Origin of the sequence: Flavimaribacter sediminis, from assembly GCF_019492055.1 — a bacterium.
Lineage (GTDB): Bacteria > Pseudomonadota > Alphaproteobacteria > Rhizobiales > Rhizobiaceae > Flavimaribacter > Flavimaribacter sediminis.
In genome coordinates, this window is the sequence record NZ_JAICBX010000002.1 from 66,376 (window position 1) to 87,727 (window position 21,352).

The 21,352-nt window shown below is 60.2% G+C and carries 23 protein-coding genes; 17 read left to right on the forward strand and 6 right to left on the reverse strand.

Annotation, left to right across the window (positions count from 1 at the left end; genetic code table 11):
• Window positions 1–20: 20 nt before the first annotated feature.
• The 5 genes from K1W69_RS08550 to K1W69_RS08570 form a co-directional block, all read right to left on the reverse strand.
• Window positions 21–161, reverse strand: coding sequence for an entericidin domain-containing protein (locus K1W69_RS08550; protein WP_370688251.1), 141 nt, complete (start codon window positions 159–161; stop codon window positions 21–23).
• Window positions 162–289: 128 nt separating this feature from the next.
• Window positions 290–439 (reverse strand): entericidin domain-containing protein, encoded by a 150-nt coding sequence (locus tag K1W69_RS08555; RefSeq protein ID WP_220227961.1) that lies wholly within the window; start codon window positions 437–439, stop codon window positions 290–292.
• A gap of 139 nt (window positions 440–578) precedes the next feature.
• Window positions 579–887 carry a hypothetical protein gene (locus K1W69_RS08560; protein WP_220227962.1) on the reverse strand — a complete coding sequence of 103 codons (309 nt, stop codon included), beginning with the start codon at window positions 885–887 and terminating at the stop codon, window positions 579–581.
• A gap of 40 nt (window positions 888–927) precedes the next feature.
• The gene (locus tag K1W69_RS08565; protein WP_220227963.1) at window positions 928–1,608 is read right to left on the reverse strand and encodes a L,D-transpeptidase; all 681 of its coding nucleotides are present in this window, start codon (window positions 1,606–1,608) and stop codon (window positions 928–930) included.
• 17 nt (window positions 1,609–1,625) lie between these two features.
• Window positions 1,626–2,576: an ABC transporter substrate-binding protein gene (locus K1W69_RS08570; protein ID WP_220227964.1), complete on the reverse strand. Its 951-nt coding sequence runs from the start codon at window positions 2,574–2,576 to the stop codon at window positions 1,626–1,628.
• Window positions 2,577–2,927: 351 nt separating this feature from the next.
• Here K1W69_RS08570 and K1W69_RS08575 point away from each other — a divergent pair, with 351 nt between their 5' ends.
• From K1W69_RS08575 to K1W69_RS08655, 17 genes are all read left to right on the forward strand, one after another.
• Window positions 2,928–3,911, forward strand: coding sequence for a D-2-hydroxyacid dehydrogenase (locus K1W69_RS08575; RefSeq protein WP_220227965.1), 984 nt, complete (start codon window positions 2,928–2,930; stop codon window positions 3,909–3,911).
• 9 nt (window positions 3,912–3,920) lie between these two features.
• On the forward strand, window positions 3,921–4,748 hold the full coding sequence (locus K1W69_RS08580) for a sugar phosphate isomerase/epimerase family protein (RefSeq protein WP_220227966.1): 828 nt from the start codon (window positions 3,921–3,923) through the stop codon (window positions 4,746–4,748).
• Window positions 4,749–4,764: 16 nt separating this feature from the next.
• Window positions 4,765–5,412 carry a TetR/AcrR family transcriptional regulator gene (locus tag K1W69_RS08585; RefSeq protein WP_220227967.1) on the forward strand — a complete coding sequence of 216 codons (648 nt, stop codon included), beginning with the start codon at window positions 4,765–4,767 and terminating at the stop codon, window positions 5,410–5,412.
• Between the two features lie 71 nt (window positions 5,413–5,483).
• The gene (locus tag K1W69_RS08590; protein ID WP_220227968.1) at window positions 5,484–6,344 is read left to right on the forward strand and encodes a sugar phosphate isomerase/epimerase family protein; all 861 of its coding nucleotides are present in this window, start codon (window positions 5,484–5,486) and stop codon (window positions 6,342–6,344) included.
• Between the two features lie 108 nt (window positions 6,345–6,452).
• Window positions 6,453–7,520, forward strand: a complete 1,068-nt coding sequence (locus K1W69_RS08595) for an NAD-dependent epimerase/dehydratase family protein (protein WP_258570952.1) — start codon at window positions 6,453–6,455, stop codon at window positions 7,518–7,520.
• Window positions 7,507–8,346 carry a GNAT family N-acetyltransferase gene (locus tag K1W69_RS08600; RefSeq protein ID WP_220227969.1) on the forward strand — a complete coding sequence of 280 codons (840 nt, stop codon included), beginning with the start codon at window positions 7,507–7,509 and terminating at the stop codon, window positions 8,344–8,346. The genes K1W69_RS08595 and K1W69_RS08600 overlap by 14 nt, the downstream gene beginning before the upstream one ends.
• Complete coding sequence (locus K1W69_RS08605; RefSeq protein ID WP_220227970.1) at window positions 8,346–9,428, forward strand: dihydrodipicolinate synthase family protein; 1,083 nt, start codon at window positions 8,346–8,348, stop codon at window positions 9,426–9,428. Before K1W69_RS08600 ends, K1W69_RS08605 begins: the two co-directional genes overlap by 1 nt.
• Before the next feature lie 44 nt (window positions 9,429–9,472).
• Window positions 9,473–10,234, forward strand: coding sequence for an ABC transporter permease (locus K1W69_RS08610; RefSeq protein WP_370688223.1), 762 nt, complete (start codon window positions 9,473–9,475; stop codon window positions 10,232–10,234).
• 17 nt (window positions 10,235–10,251) lie between these two features.
• The gene (locus K1W69_RS08615) at window positions 10,252–11,241 is read left to right on the forward strand and encodes an ABC transporter substrate-binding protein (RefSeq protein ID WP_220227972.1); all 990 of its coding nucleotides are present in this window, start codon (window positions 10,252–10,254) and stop codon (window positions 11,239–11,241) included.
• Between the two features lie 25 nt (window positions 11,242–11,266).
• Window positions 11,267–12,079: an ABC transporter ATP-binding protein gene (locus tag K1W69_RS08620; RefSeq protein ID WP_220227973.1), complete on the forward strand. Its 813-nt coding sequence runs from the start codon at window positions 11,267–11,269 to the stop codon at window positions 12,077–12,079.
• Entirely contained in the window at window positions 12,076–13,512 is a 1,437-nt protein-coding gene (locus K1W69_RS08625; RefSeq protein WP_258570953.1) for an enolase-like domain-containing protein, read from the forward strand. The genes K1W69_RS08620 and K1W69_RS08625 overlap by 4 nt, the downstream gene beginning before the upstream one ends.
• Entirely contained in the window at window positions 13,509–14,933 is a 1,425-nt protein-coding gene (locus K1W69_RS08630) for an amidase (protein ID WP_220227974.1), read from the forward strand. The genes K1W69_RS08625 and K1W69_RS08630 overlap by 4 nt, the downstream gene beginning before the upstream one ends.
• Before the next feature lie 151 nt (window positions 14,934–15,084).
• Window positions 15,085–15,876, forward strand: a complete 792-nt coding sequence (locus K1W69_RS08635) for a crotonase/enoyl-CoA hydratase family protein (protein ID WP_220227975.1) — start codon at window positions 15,085–15,087, stop codon at window positions 15,874–15,876.
• The gene (locus K1W69_RS08640; RefSeq protein WP_220227976.1) at window positions 15,876–16,367 is read left to right on the forward strand and encodes a MarR family winged helix-turn-helix transcriptional regulator; all 492 of its coding nucleotides are present in this window, start codon (window positions 15,876–15,878) and stop codon (window positions 16,365–16,367) included. The genes K1W69_RS08635 and K1W69_RS08640 overlap by 1 nt, the downstream gene beginning before the upstream one ends.
• Window positions 16,368–16,489: 122 nt before the next feature.
• Window positions 16,490–17,614 carry a TRAP transporter substrate-binding protein DctP gene (gene dctP / locus K1W69_RS08645; RefSeq protein ID WP_220227977.1) on the forward strand — a complete coding sequence of 375 codons (1,125 nt, stop codon included), beginning with the start codon at window positions 16,490–16,492 and terminating at the stop codon, window positions 17,612–17,614.
• A 58-nt stretch (window positions 17,615–17,672) separates the two neighbouring features.
• Window positions 17,673–18,188, forward strand: coding sequence for a TRAP transporter small permease (locus K1W69_RS08650; RefSeq protein ID WP_220227978.1), 516 nt, complete (start codon window positions 17,673–17,675; stop codon window positions 18,186–18,188).
• Window positions 18,178–19,482, forward strand: a complete 1,305-nt coding sequence (locus K1W69_RS08655) for a TRAP transporter large permease (protein WP_220227979.1) — start codon at window positions 18,178–18,180, stop codon at window positions 19,480–19,482. Before K1W69_RS08650 ends, K1W69_RS08655 begins: the two co-directional genes overlap by 11 nt.
• Window positions 19,483–19,503: 21 nt before the next feature.
• Here the strand turns inward: K1W69_RS08655 and K1W69_RS08660 are convergent, their stop codons facing one another.
• The gene (locus tag K1W69_RS08660) at window positions 19,504–21,147 is read right to left on the reverse strand and encodes an adenylate/guanylate cyclase domain-containing protein (RefSeq protein ID WP_220227980.1); all 1,644 of its coding nucleotides are present in this window, start codon (window positions 21,145–21,147) and stop codon (window positions 19,504–19,506) included.
• Window positions 21,148–21,352 lie beyond the last annotated feature (205 nt).

Here is a 21,352-nt window from a genome sequence, read left to right on the forward strand (position 1 = left end):
GCAATTATGCTGACGGTGTTTTATTCAACCGCTGCCGCAACATCGTTTCCGGCCGATTTCGTGGCGTTGACGGTGTTGGCGGTATCTTGGCCGACGCCGCGAATGGTGTTAGCGCATGCCGAAAGTCCGAGCGCTGAGAAAAGAATTATAACGACGCTGATCTGCTTCACGGGTAGCCTCCATGTTCAATCGGGATGACGATTAAACGCCAAGGCCACAGGAAGGTTCCCCGGTTCGGTCATCTTTGGATTTAGCGTGTCCGGTGCGCTAACGAGTGACTGCCCGGAGTCTACTCGATCGCGTCAGCCACTTCTTCGCCGGCCTGCTTGGTGGCGTCCACCGCGTTCGCCGTATCGCGACCGGCGCCTTTGATTGTATTGGCGCAAGCGGCGAGACCAAGGGCAAGAATGAGCACAGAAAGTAATCCAAAACGTTTCATGACGGTTTCCCGATGCGAGGAATAATTTTCAGATTTGGCCAACGACGCGCCGCACGACGAATCCCTTATACGATGCGGCGCATCCTTTGCAAAGCAGCGCCTCATCGCACATCATCAATCGCCTTCAGGCGCGGCTGGATCAGACTTTCTGCAGGGATTCGACGATGCCCGTATCGCTGATCACGCAGACAGCGCTCTCACCGGCCATAGTCAGATCAACGCGGTAGCGATTGGAGCCCTCCTGGCTGGAACTGACCGGCAGAATCGTATCGCGGTTGGCGCCGAAACGGGTCGAAGCCTCCGAGGCGCAGAGCAGTTGCAGGTCTGCAGGCGCCGTCGTTCCGGCGCTGCGCACCGTCGGCTGCGGCTTGCTCGCCGTACACCCCGTCAGCCCGAGCGCCACGAACGCGACGAGCGCAACGGCCCAACCAGACTTTGATTCCGTCATTTGCAATCCCCCTTCTTGGTTTGCAGCTTTTTGAGCCTTGTCAGACCCCCTTGTAGAGCGCGGCGCCCTGCATAAGAACGATGACGCGGGCGCCAACTTCTACACGGCTATAGAGATCGATAACGTCCTCGTTCACCATCCGAATGCATCCGGACGAAATATTGAGTCCAATGGACCACGGCTGAGTGGTGCCGTGGATGCGATATATCGAGTCCTGTCCGCCGACATAGAGATACATTGCGCGGGCGCCGAGTGGATTGTCCGGGCCGCCAGGCATTCCGTTTGCATATTTCGCGGCGTTTGGGTCGCGGGCAACCATTTCAGCCGGCGGCGTCCAGGTTGGCCATTCGGCCTTGCGACCCACTTCAACGATGCCGGCCCAGCCGAACCCGTCACGACCCACCCCTATGCCATAGCGGATCGCCTGAAAGTTGGGCAGCACGTAGTAAAGGAAATGCTTGTCGCCATCTATGATGATGGTGCCGGGCTTTTCCGCCGTGCGGAAGGTAACAACCTGCCGCTGAAAGTCCGCCGGCGCCTGACCATGCTTGCGGTAATACTTCAAAGCCCGCTTCTGGTCGTAATTGTACCACTTGCGGGTTTCGGGATCGTAGATCTGGGTTTTGAACGTCTGGGCTACCGCAATCGCCGTTCCGGCAAGCAACGGCAACACAAGCAGCAACGGCAGAAATCTACGGATACGGGCGAATACTTCAAACATGGAATTGTTCCTGACACTCACTTTGTCCACTCCCCGATGCGCTCCTGATTGGCTTCGATCCAGGCGCGCGCAACGTCCTCAGCGGGGATCCTCTCGACCTCGACGGCATAACTCATCTCGACGATGTCGTCCGGCTTGAAGGCAATATTGTCCAGGAAACCGGCGATTTCAGGCCTGTCCTTCACACTGGCCGAGTAGCCGACATGAAAATGCGATTGGTCCCAGGCTGTGGCCGCCATTGAATTCTCAATCCAGTTGGCGTCTTGGTTTCTGTCCGCCATTTTCCATTTCGCCGCATCGTAGGTCGGCTCGTCCAGTGTCACGATATCATGCAGTTTGAAAACGTGGTGCGGCGCGTAGCAGTAGAACACGATCGGCCGCCCCAGAGACGCCGCGACGTCGACGGCCGCCATGGCGACAGCTTCCGGCATTTCCAGAAGAGTCATCGTCTGGTCGTATCCGTAGCTGTGGGCGCGCACTTTTTCGATCGCGGTGGAGGACCATGAAGGGGCGCCAATCCATATTTCGCCCTTTCCGTCGCCGTCGCTATCGAATTGCGCGGCGATTTCCGGATCGGCGAGATCGGCCACACTGCCAACGCCCGTCTGTTCGAGCGTTTCGCGGCTGGCGCAGATATTCTGGGCTGCATCAACGCCTTTCGGGCTCAGATGCACGGCTGCGTCGGCGGCTTCGAGGCGAGCCATTGCGGTTTCCAGATTGGGAAGCCACACTTCCGGGTGAATCTGGATCGTGTCCTGGCCGACCTGATTGAGGATTGTCAGCGTTCCGCGCTGGACGAGCTCCGGTTTTGCTCCGAACTTGTCCTCCAGCGTCATCGAGATAATGTTCGCCGTCACCTCCGCGGATGGCCAGGCCGGAACGCCTATGACGATCTTTTCCTCCGCCGCATTCGAGACTGTCGCCATAAAGCCGGCGACACCGGCCGCGATGACGGATTTGCAAATCATTCTGGTCGCCATTTCACTAGCTTTCACTCGCAATTTCTGTTGATCCCGCACTTTGTTCGCTCCGGAGCCGTCTCACTACGAACAGGCCTCAAAGAACCTCCCAATCCTGCCGGGGAGCCATGTGCTTTCTTATTACGCAATCGCATTAAAACAAACAAATTTCATTCACCACATTCAAATAATCGTATGGCGAATACATGAAATGATACTTTCTAGTTTTTGAATGCGGCGAAAAGAGTATCATTTTTCACACAGTCGGAAACTCTGTTCTTGATGTCTTGATGGCTGTAGAGAAACAGAGTTGAATGTCACATCAATTCACCGCGAAATTTCAATCAGGAAAACTTGTTCATGGGTTCAGGCAGGTTTGCGACTCCCGTCCGTGTCGTTTCTCATCCGTTCTTCGCCAAGGCGGTGATCAACGGCCGACTGAGCCAGATCGACGGCGTCGACGTGGTCCCGGTTGACGAAAGAAGCGAGCTCGCATCGGCAATCAAGGACGCGCAAGTCCTGATCATGCCGGGCGGCGGATTCTTTTTCGATGGCGAACTGGCAGCGCTGTTGCGCGAACACGCGCCGGAACTGCGCTGGATCCAGCTTACCTCGGCGGGATATGACGGTCCCGAGAGAAATGGCGTTCCGGATGGCGTGGTGGTGACGAACAATGGCGGCGCTCTCGGCGCGCCGGTGGCCGAACACGCCGTCACTTTGCTGCTCGCCCTTGCGAGACGATTGCCGGAATTCTGGCAGAACCAATCGAAACAACTCTGGATCCGGAAAACCGAAACGCCGGTAGCCAGCCTCGAGGGGCGGACGATCGCCGTTATCGGTTTTGGCTCGATCGGCCGCGAGGTGGCGCTCCGCGCGAGAACGTTCGGAATGCGGGTGCTTGGCGTTCGTCGTACCCCGACGCCTGACGCTCTGGCCGACGAGATGTTTGCGATGGCGGATATGGAACGCGCGCTGGGCCAGGCCGACGCGGTTGTGATCAGCCTGCCGCTGAACGACGACACCAGGAATGTGTTCGACAGTCGGACGCTTGCCGCCTGCAAGCCCGGAGCATGGATCGTCAACGTCGGACGCGGCGCGCTCGTCGATACGCATGCGCTGGTCGACGCGCTGCATTCAGGACATATCGGCGGCGCCGGCCTCGACGTCGTCGAGCCTGAACCGGTTCCGTCCGATCACCCCTTGTGGTCTGCGCCGAACGTGTTGATTACTCCTCACATTGCGGGCAGCGGCAGCGACGCGAGTTATCAGCGCGTCGCCGACACGATCGAAATCAACATGAAGCGGTATCTCGTCGGAGAGCCGCTTCAGCATCAGGTCATCTAGGAGGCGGCATTGAAAATCTATCTGTGCAGCGAGGTGGTGCGCGAACTCGACTTCGCCGACCAATGCCGGTTCGCCCGGGAAGTCGGCTATGACGGGCTGGAAGTGGCGCCCTTCACCCTGTCTGACGAACCGCAGCTTCTGAGCAGCGATAAAATCGCGGAGCTGCGTAAGATCGCGGATGGCGAAGGCGTCGAAATCGCCGGTCTGCACTGGTTGATGGCTACGCCTGAAGGCCTGTCGATCACGTCGACGGATCCGGCTGTGGCGGAGCGCACGGTTGATTTCGGCAAGCGGCTCGTCACGCTTTGCGCAGATCTTGGCGGCGGATATCTCGTCCATGGATCGCCTTTTCAGCGCGTTCTTGAAGACGATAATGAAGCGGACAGCCGGCAGCGCGGGTTCGACTATTTCGCCGCCATGGGAGACGCGGCCGGAGATGCGGGGGTGCGCTATCTCATCGAACCGCTGTCGCGCAACGATACGCGATTCATTAACACGGTCGAAGAAGCGATCACGATCATCGAGGCCACCGGATCTCAGGCGCTTGGAACGATGATTGACTGCTACGCGGCGGCGAGCAACGGCGAGGATGTGGCGCGCGCGCTGGAGCACTGGATCAGCCGCGGCGTTGTCTCCCACATCCATTTCAACGACGACAACAAGCGAGGCCCCGGCGAAGGCTCCACTGATTTCTTAGCCATTGTGGAAACCCTTCGCAAACTTGACTATTCGGGGACGACTGCAGTAGAGCCCTTCATCTATCAACCGGACGGATGCAGTTGCGCCGCCCGCTCGATCGGCTATCTCAAGGGTCTGATGGGCAGACGCCCCGAATAGCCTTGCCGGGAGCAGAATGTCCGTCGCATCCGACACCACCGCAGGAAAACAGCGCCGCAACCCTGAGGCGACTCGCGCATCAATCCTGGCGGCAGCGCGTGTGGAGTTCGCGAACAAGGGACTGGACGGAGCGCGCGTAGACCAGATCGCCAGCCGCGCGAAGGCAAACAAGCAGCTCGTCTATTACTATTTCGGCAGCAAGGACGATCTTTACCGCGCTGCGCTTGAAGCGACATACGCTGAAATCCGCGAACGCGAACGCGAACTCGATCTCAGCAATCTGCCGCCGCGCGAGGCGATGGTGAAACTGATCGATTTCTCGCTGGACTATCTCAACGATCACCGGGAATTCATCCGGATGCTCGCCGACGAAAACGCTCATGGCGCGCCGCATGTTCGCGAGTCCGAAATGGCGCTGAAAACCAATTCTCCCCTGCTCGAACTGATTGCCGAAACGCTTGACCGCGGCGTCGCTGAAGGCACGTTTCGCAAGGGCGTTGATCCGCTGGAGCTCTATGTCTCAATAGCCGGTATGACGTTTTTCTACTTCGCCAACGGTCTTACCATGTCCGCGATCTTCGGTCGGGACCTGTCGCGTCAGGAAGCGATCAGTTCCTATCGCGATCACATTGTCACACTGACGCTTCAAGGTCTGAAACCGTAATCAACTATCCGGTTGATTGAAGTCGCGACTTGTCGTTACACTGCTCCCTTGCTTCGGCAGGACATGGCTTCATGGACATCAGCATCGTCACAGACGAACTTACCGGCGATCCGGAAACGGCCTTCCAACTCGGCCTTGAATGGGGCGTGACCCGCTTCGAGCTCCGCGGCGTCCATGAAACGCGCGTGCCGCGCATCTCCAGCCATGCGAGGCAACGGCTCATGAGAGCGATCGAGCGTTACGGGGTGTCGATCACCGCGATTTCACCAGGCCTCTTCAAGATCCCTTTCCCCAAGACCGAAAGGAAATATTCCAATCTGATCTGGATGGATGCGGAATTCGCAGACGCTCAGGCCAGAGCACAGGCGCTCCTGGCGGACCATGTGGAAAATCTACTTCCCGAATCCATCGCTTTCGCCCGGTCCGTAGGCGCGCGTTACCTCATTGCGTTCAGCTTCGGTCGCAACGGCGCTCCGCAAGGCCCTGCCCCGCAAGGCGTGGTCGACGCCATAACCCATGCGGCCGAAACGGCTGCGGCGGCTGGCGTCGAACTGCTGATCGAGAATGAAGAAGGTCATTTCGCCGACACCGGATTGCGCTCGGCGAACCTGATTGAACGCATCCGGGTTCCCGTTGGCCTTAACTGGGATCCGGCGAATGCGCGCATCGACGGCGACACCCCGTTTCCGGATGGCTACGAGGCCACAAAGTCCCTGATCCGAAATGTTCACTACAAGGATGTGCGGTGCTTTGCCGACGGCGGCTGGGAAATCGTGGCGGAGGGAGAGGTCGACTGGGCTGGTCAGATTTCTGCACTGGCGCGGGACGGATATTGCGGCGCGATCGCCGTGGAACCCCATCTTTCACCCCCCGTTCAAGCCACACGGGACGCGCTGAAAAGACTGCAAGGTCTTGTTTCCAATACGTTCTAAGTCTTCCTTTACCATTTTCAACTAAATGGTTGAAACTTTCCGCGGTTCGCGATAGCGTACATGAAACGCCCGCACAAAATGGGGTTGCGTATGCAGGGGAAAGCACAGATGCAGGACAATCCTGCTTCCATGGAACAAGCCGCGCAGCCCGGCGCGTTTCCAAAGAGCTTCGAAAGCGTCGAACAGCTCGACTCCTTCCTGTCGCAACCGAGCCCGGAACTGATAGACGACCTCTCGTCGGTCGACGGCGATATTCTGATCCTTGGCGTCGCCGGCAAAATGGGGCCGACGCTTGCCCGCCTTGCCCGCAACGCCGCTCCGAACAAGCGCATTGTCGGCGTTGCGCGTTTCAGCGAAGCCGGACAGCGCGAGACGCTGGAAAAATGCGGCGTCGAAACTATCAAGGCCGATTTGCTCGATCAGGAGCAGGTCGAGGCTTTGCCCCGTCTGCGCAATGTCATCTTCATGGCGGGCATGAAGTTCGGCGCCAGCGGCAATCAGCCATTGACCTGGGCGATGAATGTTCACTGCCCAAGCATTGTAGCTTCCGTTTTTCGCGAGTCACGGATCGTCGCCTTCTCCACAGGCAACATCTATCCCCTGGTCGATGTGATGCAGCAGGGCGCGCTTGAAAAGACGCCGGCCGGGCCGCGGGGCGAATACGCCCAGTCGTGTCTCGGGCGTGAGCGTATGTTCGAGTATTTCTCCGGGCGCTACCAGACGCCCGGTCGGCTGATCCGTCTCAATTATGCGATCGACCTTCGCTACGGCGTGCTTTTCGACCTCGCCAGCCGCGTCAAGCAGGACATTCCGATCGATCTCTCGTTGATGGGTCATGTGAACGTGATCTGGCAGGGCGATGCAAACGCTCAAACACTGCGCGCGCTGCGTCACTGCACCACGCCGACGTCGCCGCTCAATATCAGCGGCCCGGAAACCCTGTCGGTGCGGTGGCTCGTCGAAGAATTATCCGCGCGACTTGGCAAGAAACCAAATCTGGTCGGCGACGAATCCGAAACGGCGTGGCTGACCAACAGCGCCCAGGCTGCAAGCCTTTTCGGCTATCCCTCTGTGCCGGTCGGCGTGATGCTCGACTGGGTCGCGGACTGGGTCGCCCATGACCGGCCAAGCCTCAACAAGCCTACGAAATTCGAGGTCCGCGATGGGGATTTCTGAGAACATGCCCATCGTCCGGCTTACCGTGAAAGACATCCAGGCTGGCATGGCTTTGTCAACGGAGGCAGGCTGGAACCAGGTTGCGGACGACTGGAAACATTTTATCGAACGGGGCGAGACCATCGGCGTGTGCGACGCCGACGGGCGACTGATCGCAAGCGCGGCCGCCTTGCCCTATGACGGTTCTTTCGGCTTTGTCGGCATGGTGCTGGTCACCGCCGACTGGCGTCGCCGCGGCATTGCGACCCGCCTCGTCGACCGTTGCATGGCAATACTTCGCTCACGCAATCTCACACCGGTCCTCGACGCCACAGCGGACGGAGAGAAGGTCTACGTCAACCAGGGTTTTCAGCCGCAATTCCGGTTCGACCGCTGGCAGAGAGAATCGTCGGACATTCAGTCCGTCGTCGAAATAACGACGCCGGAACCCGCCCGTCTTGACGCATTGCTGAGCTGCGACGCCGAAGCTTTCGGCGCCCGAAGGCCCGCCCTGATGCGCGATTTCCTGGCGCGCGATGGATCTTCGGCCATCACCGACGGCGCAGACGGCTTTGCGATCGTCCGCCGCGGCAGGCGCGCCTTGCAGGCGGGACCGGTCGTGGCCACAAGCGAAACCGGCGCTCTTGAACTCATGAAGCGCCTGCTGGCGACCACGCGCGGAACCGTCTTTATAGATGTTCCGCAAATCTGGTCGAAGATTGGCGCATGGCTTAGCGATCAGGGCTTTACGATCCAGCGCAGCTTTGCCCGCATGGCGCTGGGCCGTTCGGAAGCCTTTGGAAATCCAAAACACCTTTTCTCGGTTGCCGGTCCGGAGTTCGGCTGATGACGATCCACTCCCAATCGCCCGTAAGCGAACATCCGGCCGGCGCCCAGGATCCGATTGAGATCCTTCGTCAAGGAACCGTCATCCCGGCACATCCGCTGGCTCTCGACGCCGATCGCAAGCTTGATCGTCGTCGCCAGCGCGCGCTGTCGCGCTATTATCTCGACGCCGGCGCAGGCGGCCTGGCCGTCGGCGTACACACAACGCAATTCGAGATCCGAGAGGCTGGCCTCTACGAAGACGTGCTGACGCTCGCCGCCGAAACGGCGGCCGACTGGAGCGACCGGCCGCTCGCCATGGTCGCCGGTCTGGTCGGCCGAACGGAACAGGCGACGGCGGAGGCGCGGATCGCCGGGTCGCTCGGATACAATGCCGGGTTGCTCAGCCTCGCCGCGATGAAGAACCAGGACACCGACGCCCTCATCGATCATTGCCGCGCAGTGTCGGAGGTCATTCCTCTGGTTGGTTTTTATCTGCAGCCCGCGGTTGGCGGCATGGAGCTCGACGCAGAATTCTGGAGGCGTTTTGCAGCCATTCCGAACGTGATCGCCATCAAGGTCGCGCCTTTCAACCGCTACCGCACGCTCGACGTCGTTCGCGGCGTCGTCGCGGCGGGCGCCGAAGACAGGATTTCGCTCTACACAGGCAATGACGACCATATCGTTCTCGATCTGGTAACGCCCTTCACGGCGATGCGCGACGGAAAGCCGGTGACGGTGCGCTTTGTCGGCGGACTGCTCGGCCACTGGTCCGTCTGGACGAAATCCGCCATCGACATTTATCGCAGCTGTCGTGCGGTCTCGTCGGAAGAGGCTGTTCCTTCCGAGCTGCTGGCGCTCGACAGTCGCGTCACCGACTGCAACGCAGCCTTCTTCGACGTCGCCAATGCGTTTCGGGGCTGCATCGCCGGCTGCCATGAGGTTTTGCGCCGGCAGGGTCTGCTGGAAGGCGTCTGGTGCCTTGATCCGGAAGAGGGCCTGAGCCCCGGCCAGGCGGAAGAGATCGACCGCGTTCTGGATCAGCATGGCGACCTCTCCGATGACAACTTCGTCGCGGAAAACCTTGAACGGTGGCTTTCCTAGATGATGCGTTCACAAAAAGACTGTGGGGGTCGGTGTTGAATTCCGTGAAGCGACTGCTGATCGAGTGGTTTCCCGCCATCCTGATGTTCATCGGCGTGCTGGTCATCTGGCAACTCGCCGTATCGACCCTTGGTATACGCGAATATCTGCTGCCCAGTCCGGGCTCGGTGGTGGACGCCATGCTGTCCAGCGAGATTCCGTGGGGCAAGCACATTCTTGTGACGGGAACGGCTATTCTGGGCGCGTTCCTCATCGCGGCCGTCGGCGGCATTCTGCTTGGCACGCTCACCGCGTGGTCGAATATGGTGGGACGCGCGCTGATGCCGTTTCTGGTCTTCGTCAACACCCTGCCTAAAGTCGCCGTCGCGCCTCTCTTCCTCCTGTGGTTCGGGTACGGTATTTTTCCCAACATGCTGATCGGCGCGCTGATCGGCTTTTTTCCGGTCGTCATCAACACCGCCGTCGGCCTGTCGCAGATCGACGACGAGATGCTTGACCTCGGCCGGGTCTTCAATGCGCCAAAGTGGAAAGTGTTCGCCAAGATCCGAATACCGAACGCCTATCCCTATATCCTGAGCGCCCTCAAGGTGACCGCGACCGCTGCAGTCGTCGGCGCCATCGTCGGCGAATTCGTCGCCTCCCAGAGCGGGCTCGGATACGTGATCATCACCAGCCAGAGCAGCCTGAACACGCCGCTGGCCTTCGGGGCGCTGGTGTGGATCTCGATCCTGGGCCTGGCGCTCTACGGCGCAGTTGCAGCTTTGTCACGCGTGCTGGCCCCTTGGGCCGAAGGTCAAGAGAACTAAAATAAAGGAGAACTGAAATGCTGAAGAAACTACTCGCCATTACAGCGGTCGTCGGCGTCCTCGTCTCGCCTGCCGCCGCACAGGAGGATTTCAAATTCGCGCTCAACTGGTTTCCAGTGGGAGACCACGCCGCCTACTGGGTTGCGCTCGACAAGGGGTACTATTCGGACGCCGGACTGAATGTGACGCTCGAAAACTCCAAGGGCTCGGGTGACTCGATCGCAAAGGTCGACACAGGCGCCGCCGACGCAGGCCTCGCCGACAGCGCGGTCGTCATCGCCTCGCTCGCGCGCGGCACCACGATCAAGGTCGTCGGCATGGTCTTCGACACGACCCCGCTCAACATATTCTCGAGCGCCGACAATCCGATCAAGACGCCCAAGGATCTTGAAGGCAAGTCCATCGGCGCGCCTCCCGGCGACAGCCAGCGCCAGGTCTGGCCAGCATTCGCCAAGGCCAATGGCATCGACTCCAGCAAGGTAACCTGGGTGAATGTCGAGCCCGCCGCGAAGATCGCGGCCCTCGCCGAAAAGCGCGTCGACGCTGTCGCCGACTACACCACCGGCCTGCCGCTCTACGAAAAGCCGATGGGTGAAGGCAATGTCGTCATGATGCCCTGGGCCGACAACGGCTTCGACATGTATTCCATGTCCATCATCGCGAGCGAGAAGACGATGACGGAACGTCCTGAAGCTCTGAAGAAGTTTCTCGAAGCTTCCTACAAGGGCTGGCAGGATGTCATGGCCGATCCTGAAGCGGCCATGGTTATCTTCAAGAAGCGCGTTCCTGAAATCGACGAAAAGCTGCTTGGCGCCAATATGGCCATGGGTCTTCAACTGATGCAGACGGACCGTTACAAGGAAAACGGCATCGGCTGGATCGAAAAGGAAAAGATGTGCAGCTCCGTCGACACGGTGAACACCTACATGGGCCTGCCCAAGGAAGTCTCGTGCGACGACGTCTTCACGACGGAGTACCTCACCAAAATCGACATGCCGGCCAACTGACCGGCAGGACGATCGGAAGCATACGATGAAGAACATCATCGAACTCGACCAGGTCGGGATGGTCTACGAGACCGGAAGCGGCTCGGTCGAGGCTCTGCGCGACATCAGGCTGACGGTCCGCGAGGGAGAGTTCATCTCCCTCGTCGGCCCCAGCGGATGCGGCAAGTCGACATTGCTGCGGGTGACCGCAGGCCTCAGACCCATGACCTCCGGTTCCGTGGTGGTCGACGGCGTATCGGTCACGAAACCGATCCAGAAAGTCGGCATGGTGTTCCAGTCGGCTGTGCTTTTGAAGTGGCGCAGCATTCTGGACAACGTGTTGTTGCCGGCGGAGCTCGCCGGCCTCAATCCTCGCAAGTATCGCGATCGGGCCCGCGAACTGCTTGAACTCGTCGGTCTCGGCGATTTCACCAGAAAGAGCCCCAACGAACTTTCCGGAGGCATGCAGCAGCGCGCCGCCCTGTGCCGGGCGCTGCTTCTCGATCCTCCGCTGCTGCTGATGGACGAGCCCTTCGGCGCGCTCGACGCCATGACGCGCGACGATATGAACCTCGAACTGCTGCGGGTCTGGGGTGAAACGGGAGGACAGGAAGGACGCAAGACCATCCTGTTCGTCACCCACTCCATTCCGGAAGCCGTGTTCCTGGCCGACCGCGTCGTGGTAATGTCGCCGCGCCCCGGTCGCATCGCCGAGATCGTCGATGTCGGCCTGCCGCGTCCGCGTTCCATGGAAACACGCGCGACGCCGGAATTCGGTCAGTACACGCTCGATATCTATGACACGCTGACCGGCGGCCAGGCGAAGTCGGACGAAACGCCTCGACAGGCAATCGCATGAGCGCGCTACGTGTTCGCCTCGTTGGATTCCAAGCTTTCGAGCGTCCGTATACGCTGCGCATGCCTTTTCGTTTCGGCGTCAAGACCGCAACCCACGGCCGCCAGGCAATCGTTCGGGCGACTGTGCGCCTGGACGACGGCAAGCAGGGTTTGGGCTATTCCGCGGAAGCGCTTGGCGCCAAATGGTTCGACAAGAACCTGGCGCTCAGCGACGACGACAATCATCACCAGCTTCGCAAGGCGCTGGAACTCGCAGCCGACACGTATCTTGCGAGCGAATACGCAACGCCTTTCGAAATTTTCGCCGATAATTATGACAGTCACGTCGCCGCATGCGCCCGTCTTGACCTCAATCCGCTGATCGCCAGCTACGGCCAGTCGCTGCTCGACCGGGCCATTCTCGACGCCGTCTGCCGATTGACAGGAATAAGTTTCTACGCAGCGATGCAAGAGAATCTTGCAGGCCTGCGCAATCACGAGATCATTCCCGAACTCGACGGTTTTGAACTTGGCGCGCTGTTCCAGAAGTCCATCCCCGCCGACCGGATCGACGTCCGGCACACGATTGGCCTTACTGACCCAATAACCGCGTCCGATCTTGCGGACGACGACCGGGTCAATGACGGACTGCCTGAAACCCTGGAAGAGGTCGTCGCCTTCTACGGCAATCGCTATTTCAAAATAAAGGTCGGTGGCGACGAGGCGGCGGACCTTGAGCGGTTGACTAAAATCGCGTCGGTGCTCGATCGTGGCGACGCCGCCTATTCGGCGACGCTCGATGGCAACGAGCAATACCCGGACGCCGCCAGCATCGCCGCCTTTTATCGCAAGATGAAGGAAACGCCTGCGCTTGATCGTCTTGTGTCGTCGATCCTGTATGTCGAGCAGCCGATTAATCGAAAGGAAGCCTTCTCAAAATCAGTCGGTCAACTGGCTTCTCTCGTCCCGGTTATCATCGACGAATCCGACGGCGAACTCTCGGCGTTCAAACAGGCGCGGGATCTCGGCTATTCCGGCGTGTCGTCCAAGGCCTGCAAGGGCATTTACAAATCGATGCTCAACCATGCGCGCTGCCGCCTGTGGAACGAGGCTGGCGCAGCCTGTTTCATGTCCGCGGAGGACCTCACCTGCGAGCCGGGCATTTCCATTCAACAGGACCTGGCGCTCGTCAACCTCCTGGGCCTCACCCATGTCGAACGCAACGCGCATCACTTTATCGACGGGTTCGGCGGCAGGCCCGACAGAGAAGCCCGCGCCTTCTTGAACGCCCACCCGGATCTCTACCACAAGCAGGACGGCAAGGTGCGCATCAGGCTCGAAAACGGCGTCTTTTCAATCGCCTCACTCGGCTGCGCCGGCTTTGCGTCCGCCGCCCTTCCGGACCTGGAAGCAGCCGAGCCGATGCCTCGATCACAATGGAGCGGCACACCATGATTGCGGAATATCGAAGTCTCGACGCTCTGGCGATCGCGGAACTGGTGCGAAGCGGCGAAGTTTCCGCAAGCGAAGTTCTGGAAACGGCCATCGCTTTGATTGAAGCCTGTAACCCGGACCTCAACGCCGTAGTGGAAACCCTCTACGACCAGGCCCGCGAGGCTGCAGCAGGCGCGCTTCCCGACGGACCGTTCACCGGCGCGCCATACGTGCTGAAGGAACTGGTCGTTTCCTTGCCGGGCGCGCGCACGAGCTTCGGCTCTAAGCTGTTCGCCAACAACCGCCCGCAAATCGAAAGCGAGATCGTCACCCGGTATCGCAAGGCCGGTCTTGTATTCGCCGGCAAGACCAACACCTCGGAATTCGGACTGCAACCGGTGACGGAGCCGCATCTTTTCGGACCGACGCTCAATCCCTGGAACAGGGACCGGTCGCCCGGCGGTTCAAGCGGCGGTTCGGCCGCCCTGGTCGCTACGGGCGCCTTGCCGATGGGACACGCGACAGACGGCGGCGGATCAATCCGCATCCCCGCGTCCTGCTGCGGACTGTTCGGCATGAAGCCGACCCGCGCGCGCATAACCGCCGGCCCCGAGGGCGGCGAGGGTCTGGCCGGTTTCGCCAACCAGCATGCGGTGACCTGGTCGGTGCGCGACAGCGCGGCCTTGCTCGACGCGACGCAGGGACCGCTTCCGGGCGATCCCTATTTCGCATGCCCTCCCACACTGAGCTATCTCGAACAGGCGCGACGCGACCCCGGTCAGCTGAGAATTGCCTATTCGACACAGGCGCCCAACCGGACCGCCATTGATGCAGACTGCGTTCGCGCCACCGAGGAAGCCGCGCGACTTTGCGAAAGTCTCGGACACATCGTGGAAGAGGCCGAGCCGGAATTCGACGTCAAAGACGTCGCGGACGGCTTCGGCACGGTCTTCCAGGCGAATACAGCCGCAAATGTCGCGCGAGCCACCGGCGGCGGATTGCCGGAAGACGGCATGGTCGAACCGATGACCCGCGCAATCGCGGAACGCGGCATGGCGATGAGCGCGCCGCTCTATATCCAGAGCCTTCAGGCGCTGCACCGCGAAACGCGACGCATCGCGCAATTCTTCACCCGCTACGATGTCTGGCTGACCCCGACGCTCGCCACGCCCCCGCCGCCGATCGGCAAATACCGGACGGACAGCGACAATGTTGATGAATGGCTGGCCGAACTGATGGGCTTTATCCCTTTCACCTATCTCTTCAATGTCACCGGACAACCGGCCATGTCGGTTCCCCTCGGCCAGTCGACCGACGGCATGCCTATCGGCTGCCACTTTGCCGGCCGCTACGGAGAGGAAGGCCTCCTCTATGCGCTTGCCGGTCAGATCGAGCGCGCGCAGCCCTGGTTCGGGAAACGACCCGAAGCCTATCCGCTGTAGGCGGTCTCATCCACGGTTCTTCGTCTTTCAATCACCTTGCATCTCTTGGTGGCGCCATTTGCGATTGACCATTTCTGATTGGATTGTATATTCGTAAATACTTTCCTGGGAAACAATCAACAATATCCCGGGCAATCGGGAGGACGGCGCGGTGGCTTCTTCGACAGGCCATGTCACCTACGAGATCGACGGCGACGTCGCGCTCCTTGGGCTGAACAGGCCCGAGAAGCGAAACGCCATAAGCGACGCCTTCGTGATCGAAATCGGCGAGGCAGTCGCGCGTGCCGGCAAGGAAGCGAAAGCCGGCGTCCTGTTCGGTCACGGCGATCATTTCTGCGCCGGACTCGATCTGGCGGAACACGTCTCCAAGACCGCGGCGGAGGGCGTCCAGGGATCGCGCCGCTGGCATGCCATTTTCGCGACGATCGAACACGGCGCCATTCCATGGATTTCCGCGCTGCACGGGGCTGTTGTCGGCGGAGGACTTGAACTTGCAGCCTCCACCCATATCCGCGTCGCCGAAAAGAGCGCTTTCTTTGCTCTGCCCGAAGGCCAGCGCGGCATTTTTGTCGGCGGGGGCGGCTCGGTGCGGGCAGCGCGTCTGATGGGGCTTGCCCGGATGACCGACATGATGCTGACCGGACGCGTCGTTTCCGCCGAACAGGCGGAAAAATGGAACCTCCTGCAATATCTGGTCGGTCCCGGCGAGGCGCGGGAAAAGGCGGTCGCGCTTGCCCGGCAAGCCGCGTCCAACGCCAGCCTCTCCAACTACGCGATCATTCACGCCCTGCCCCGGATCCAGGACATGGCGGAGTCCGATGGCCTCTTCGTCGAATCGCTGATGGCGTCGCTCACGGCCACCAACCCGGAAGCAGAACAAAGACTGCGCGAATTCCTGGAAAAGAGAGCCAAGAGGCTCGCAATCCCGGACAGGGATTCCTGATGCAACTGGCGATGACACGACAGGACGATCAGGCGAATGTCGAGCTCGGCGAGTTGAACGACCTGCTCGGATTTCTTGTCCGCATCGCCCAGATTCAGACATTCGACCAGTTTTTCGAAGCGTTCGACATGCAGGACCTGCGCCCCGGCGAAGTCTCCAGCCTGCTTGTTATCGGCCATAACCCTTGCATTCGGCAGGGCCTTCTTGCGCAGACGCTACGCATCAAGCCGGCGCAGATGAGCAAGCTCATTCGAAGCCTCGACAAGCGCCGCCTTGTCGAAAGGATCATACCGGAAGATGATCGCCGGTCGGTTGAACTGCGCCTGACCCGGAAGGGGGAAAGCGTGCTTGACCATTACCGGCCAATGCTCAACGCGCTGGACCCTGTGCAGCGCGGAAAATTGTCGGAGGACGAAAACCGGCTGCTGAAAAGCCTGCTGCGCAAGCTTGTCGGCCTCGAACCCGGTCGGGAGGAGCGCAAGCAGGACTGATTTCTGGTCCGGGCGAACGCCGCCACAAAGAATTCGGAGCGGGGCTACGGCGCATATCCCGTATCCGTAGGAGGAAAGGCATTCCGCCACACTCCGCATTTCAACGCGCCAGGGAGGAATTTATGAATAGACTGCTTACAGCATTCGTCGCGGCTGCAGCCGTTCTGGCAACCGGCGCGAGCCTTGCGGAAGCAAGGGAATTGCGCGTTGGCCCCGCCGCCCCGCCGGCCCACCCGGCCAACAGCCATCTATACCAGAAGCTCGTCGAATACCTGCCGGAAGAATCCGGCGGCGCACTGACCGCGAAGATATTCGGACCGGAGGTTGTCAGCCTGCCGCAGGTCAAGGACGCGCTCCAGTCTCAGGTCATCGAAATCGGCAATCTTCTGCCGCTCTATTTTCCGGCCGAACTGCCCAATATGGCGATGGCCGGCGAAATGGCGCTCAGCGGCCGCGAGCCGCATGTCATGGGCGCCGCAGTGACGGAATTCATCGTCAGCTGCCCCGCCTGCATTGAAGAGATGAAGGGCCTTGGCGTCGTCTATCTCGGCTCCGGTTCTTCCGGCGCCTACCATGTCCTGTCCACCAAACCGGTCAACACGGCCGAAGACCTGAAAGGCCTGCGCCTGCGCTCGGGCGGCGCGCCCTTCTCGCGCTGGGCCGAACATTTCGGCGCCGTGCCGGTCTCGCTGCCGGTAGGCGACACCTTCGAATCGATCAGTCAGGGCACGATCGACGGATCGATCGCGTCTCTGGGCGACCTGCTGTCCTTTCGTCTGGTCGAACTGGTGAAATCGATCAACATGGTTGTGGTCGGAACATACCACGCCACGTCAAACTTCACAGTCGCGGAACAGACCTGGGGAAGCCTCAGCGTAGACGAGAGGAAAGCGCTCGCCCGGGCGGCGAACCGCGCCAATGCCGACTTCACCCAGCGCTGGGGTTACGAAATCGGCAAGGAAGCGGAAGCCGCGGCGAACGAAGCAGGCATCGAATTCGTCGCTCCGGACGCAGGCCTGACTGAAGCCGCAGAAGCCTATGCGCAGGAAGATCAGTCCATAGCGGCGGAGCTTTCCAGGGACCGCTTCAACATGGACGACGCCGACCAGCGGGTCGCGCGCTTCCTCGAGCTGGTCGAAAAGTGGACGGCGATTGTCGAAGAGACCGGTCCGGACGCGAACGCCATAGCCGCCAAGGTCCAGGAAGAAGTCTGGGACAAGGTGGATTTCTCGACCTACGGTCTGTGATTTCCAATGCCGGCGCGCGAACTGCGCGCCGGTCGTCACTCCTTTCTGTAGGACGACCATGCAGAGACTATCCGACATCATTGAACGCATTGTCCGGCTTCTGGCGCTGTTGGGCGCCCTCGGCGTTATCGCCATGATGCTGCATGTCGCGCTTGACGTGACGATGCGCGGCCTCTTTGGCGCGCCGATACCGGCAACGGTCGAAATCGTTTCGCACTATTACATGGTGTTCATCGCGTTTCTGCCGCTTGCCTGGGTCGAGCGGAGAAATGGCATGGTCTCGGTAGAAGTTCTCGAAGGGCTTCTTCCCGCACCGCTTCTGCGTGTCTCCGACCTGCTGGTCGCCATTCTGGTCACAGCCATTTACGCCACCATCGCCATCATCACCTGGAAGACGGCGATGACGAACTTCAATTCAGGCTCTTTCGTCATTGTTCTGAATTATCGGATTCCGACGTGGCCGACCTATTTCCTGCCGCCGGCGGGATTCGGCCTCGCCGCCTTCGTGACGGCGTGGCGCGCATTCGAAACCCTGCTAGGCGCAGTGCGGCCGGAGCAAGTTCATGAGTCTTGAGGTCGGTTTCTATGGCATCGCAGCACTGCTGTTGCTGTTGCTCTTGCGGGTGCCGGTCGCCATCGCGCTGATGACCGTCTCCTTCGGCGGCATCGCGGTGCTGCTGGGCGTAACGCCGGCGCTCGGAATTCTGCAGAACACGCCTTACAGTTTCGTTTCGAGCTGGACGCTGAGCGCTGTTCCGATGTTCCTCCTCATGGGGTTCGTCGCCTTTCATGCGGGTTTGACCGGCGGACTTTTCGAGGCGGCGAAGGTGCTGCTGAAACGCATTCCCGGCGGCCTCGCCATTTCCTCGATCTTCGCCTGTTCCGGCTTTGCGGCCGTCAGCGGGTCAAGCCTCGCCTGCGCCGCCGCCATGGGCAGGATCGCTATTCCCGAAATGGTGAAAGCAGGTTACCGGCCGAGCTTCGCCTGCGGTTCGATAGCCGCCGGCGGCACGATCGGCGCGCTCATCCCGCCTTCGATCCTGATGATCGTCTACGGCGTTTTCGCAGAAACCTCCATCACCCAGGTTTTCATGGGTGGGATCGCCATCGGCGTCCTGACGGCGATCGGCTATTCAATCGTGGTTCTTCTGACCTGCTGGCTGCGCCCGGACATTGTGCCGCGGGCAACCATCGGCTCGGAGGAAACCAGCCTCCGCAATGCGATCGTCGGCGTCTGGCCGGCGCTTGTGCTGATCCTTATTGTTTTCGGCGGATTGTTTTCCGGTATATTCACGGCAACGGAAGGCGGCGCCGTCGGGGCGCTCGGCGCTATCGTCATCTCCGCCGTCACCGGAAGGCTGACGCGCAAGGTCGCCTACGATTCCCTGCTTGAAACACTGATGACGGCGGCGTCGCTGTTCATCATCGGCATCGGCGCCGCCATGTTCACCCGGTTCCTCGGCATCACGGGCCTTTCCAGCTTCATCGCCTCCACCGTCGGCGGATCGGATATCGGCTATTTCCAGATGATGCTGATCATCGTCGTGATCTATTTCATCCTTGGCATGTTCATGGAGCCGTTCGGCGCGCTGCTCATCACCCTGCCGGTCTTCCTTCCCCTGCTTGAAGCCGCCGATGTCAGCCTGATCTGGTTCGGCGTGCTGGTGGTGAAGCTGCTGGAGATCGGCATGATCACACCGCCCGTCGGCCTGAACGTCTTCGTAATCCGAAACGTGGCCAGCGACTATGCTTCGGTGACGCAGATTTTCCGGGGCGTAACGACGTTTCTGCTCGCTGATTTCGTGGTCGTTGCAATTGCGATCATCTTTCCGCAGATCGTCATGCTGCTTCCGAACGCCCTGAAATAGGGATTGGCTGCTTTCTGCCGCCTAGTAATTATCCAGCGGCAGAACCCAGACATTCACCGGATCGGCGCGACCCTTGACCGTCGTCTCTCCGATCTTCTTGAAGCCGTCGAGCAGCGAGGCCTTTTCGTCAGGCGCTTCATGGCGGACCGCCTCGATGACGATCTCGCTGACGACGATCGAAGCCTTGAGGCTGCGGGATAGGCTTTCAAGCCTGCTCGCCGTGTTTACTGCGTCGCCAATGACGGTGAATGACAGATTGCGTTCGCTGCCGACATTGCCCGCCACGACATGGCCGACATGCAATCCCACGCCGATCGAGAACGGCGTTTTGCCGCGGCGCTTTCTCTGTTCCGCAAGTTTCGCCGTGCGGTCCACCATGCCGCGCGCGCAACGCAGGGCGGAGGCGACGTCCGCGTCGCCAACCTGTGGCAGACCAAATGCGGCCATGACGCCGTCGCCAATATATTTGTCGACCACGCCGCTGTTGCGGAAGATCTCCTCTTCAATTTCCGTGTCGAATTCACGCAGCATGGAGATAGTTTCTTCAGGCGTCTGCTGTTCGGCGATACTGGTGAACCCGACAATATCGACGAACATCACCACAACGCGCTGCGAGCGCGTATGGTCGACGGACTCCGACCGGCTAAGCAGATCCTCGACCAGTCTCGGCGAGAAATAGCGCTTGAGATTGGCGCGATCGAGTTCGGCGCGCATCGCGCGCTGGTGGTCGCGCGCCCGCTGCAGGGTCATTGCGCTACTGACCTGCGCCAGCACGGTCATGGCAAGCAGATTGGTGTAGACGTCGATGGCGTCGCGCGTTGTCTCCGGCACGGGCGATCCGCCAAGCCCGAAGGCGTAGCAGCTTGTCACGACAAGTCCGACGGCCGCTGCGGCGATGAGTGCGAAGACCATGGAAAAGCGAAGCGCCGCCCACACCAGGAGCAGGAAGAAGGCCGGCGCTATTTCGCGGATGCTGTTCGACGCCCAGACGTCGCCAAAGCCGACGACAGCGAGGATGGCGAGCGCGCACAGGAACAGCCAGAGCGCCTGCTCGAAGCGATACCAATTACCGGCTTCGCGCACCGGTTCCGGCTTTTCCATGATCCACGCCAGCACAGCGCAGAGCGCAAGCCCGAGAGACACTGGCGAAAAACTGTCGCTGATGAAGTTCGCCGTGAACAGCAAAACGAATTGTGCGCTGTCTATCGTGCCGCCGCCCGCCGCCAGCAGGGGAACGCCGATCGCCGACGTCAACACGGGAAAGGCGAGACCTACGATCAGGTACCAGAGCACCAGAGAACGCACCGGCGTCTGCAGCAAGTTCCGGAAGCCGTTGCGGCGAAGCAGCAGCGCAGCGAGAAGCACGGCCAAAAAATAGAGGACCGCATAGGCCGTTGCAAAACCCGGCGTCATTTCAAAGAGGTAGCGGAAAGTCAAATAGACCGTCACGCCCCAGCCCAGCGCCGCGGCAGCGCCGAAATAGACAGTCCCGGCAATTGCGAAGGCGACCGGAAAGGCGGCAAGGGTAATGGCCCCTTCCGCAATCATGTATTGCAGCATGAGCCATATGCCGAACCCCATTACGGGCAGCGACAGAATGAAAATGACGATCTGCTTCGGCAATTCCCTCGCAAACAGAAATCGTCCGGAACTGTCGGAATTCAACTGACTAACACCTCAGAATATTCAAGAGATCACTTGCTCGACGAACTCGTCATAAACAGCGTCTGCTCCGCAAAAATCCCTCCAATTGCTATGGAAATTCCCGAATCCGGGTGACGGCCTTTGCTTTTGGTTCCCACTTTCCGCAGTCTCGTCCACCTCTCGATACGCGATCAAAAAGAGATTTAAAAACAATAGCTTGGACGAT

Bases quoted from the DNA above. Each gene is read 5' to 3' on its own strand.
- K1W69_RS08555 (WP_220227961.1), bottom strand. From the start codon at position 439: ATGAAACGTTTTGGATTACTTTCTGTGCTCATTCTTGCCCTTGGTCTC.
- K1W69_RS08560 (WP_220227962.1), bottom strand. From the start codon at position 887: ATGACGGAATCAAAGTCTGGTTGGGCCGTTGCGCTCGTCGCGTTCGTG.
- K1W69_RS08565 (WP_220227963.1), bottom strand. From the start codon at position 1,608: ATGTTTGAAGTATTCGCCCGTATCCGTAGATTTCTGCCGTTGCTGCTT.
- K1W69_RS08570 (WP_220227964.1), bottom strand. From the start codon at position 2,576: ATGATTTGCAAATCCGTCATCGCGGCCGGTGTCGCCGGCTTTATGGCG.
- K1W69_RS08575 (WP_220227965.1), top strand. From the start codon at position 2,928: ATGGGTTCAGGCAGGTTTGCGACTCCCGTCCGTGTCGTTTCTCATCCG.
- K1W69_RS08585 (WP_220227967.1), top strand. From the start codon at position 4,765: ATGTCCGTCGCATCCGACACCACCGCAGGAAAACAGCGCCGCAACCCT.
- K1W69_RS08590 (WP_220227968.1), top strand. From the start codon at position 5,484: ATGGACATCAGCATCGTCACAGACGAACTTACCGGCGATCCGGAAACG.
- K1W69_RS08595 (WP_258570952.1), top strand. From the start codon at position 6,453: ATGCAGGACAATCCTGCTTCCATGGAACAAGCCGCGCAGCCCGGCGCG.
- K1W69_RS08600 (WP_220227969.1), top strand. From the start codon at position 7,507: ATGGGGATTTCTGAGAACATGCCCATCGTCCGGCTTACCGTGAAAGAC.
- K1W69_RS08605 (WP_220227970.1), top strand. From the start codon at position 8,346: ATGACGATCCACTCCCAATCGCCCGTAAGCGAACATCCGGCCGGCGCC.
- K1W69_RS08615 (WP_220227972.1), top strand. From the start codon at position 10,252: ATGCTGAAGAAACTACTCGCCATTACAGCGGTCGTCGGCGTCCTCGTC.
- K1W69_RS08620 (WP_220227973.1), top strand. From the start codon at position 11,267: ATGAAGAACATCATCGAACTCGACCAGGTCGGGATGGTCTACGAGACC.
- K1W69_RS08625 (WP_258570953.1), top strand. From the start codon at position 12,076: ATGAGCGCGCTACGTGTTCGCCTCGTTGGATTCCAAGCTTTCGAGCGT.
- K1W69_RS08630 (WP_220227974.1), top strand. From the start codon at position 13,509: ATGATTGCGGAATATCGAAGTCTCGACGCTCTGGCGATCGCGGAACTG.
- K1W69_RS08640 (WP_220227976.1), top strand. From the start codon at position 15,876: ATGCAACTGGCGATGACACGACAGGACGATCAGGCGAATGTCGAGCTC.
- dctP (WP_220227977.1), top strand. From the start codon at position 16,490: ATGAATAGACTGCTTACAGCATTCGTCGCGGCTGCAGCCGTTCTGGCA.
- K1W69_RS08650 (WP_220227978.1), top strand. From the start codon at position 17,673: ATGCAGAGACTATCCGACATCATTGAACGCATTGTCCGGCTTCTGGCG.
- K1W69_RS08655 (WP_220227979.1), top strand. From the start codon at position 18,178: ATGAGTCTTGAGGTCGGTTTCTATGGCATCGCAGCACTGCTGTTGCTG.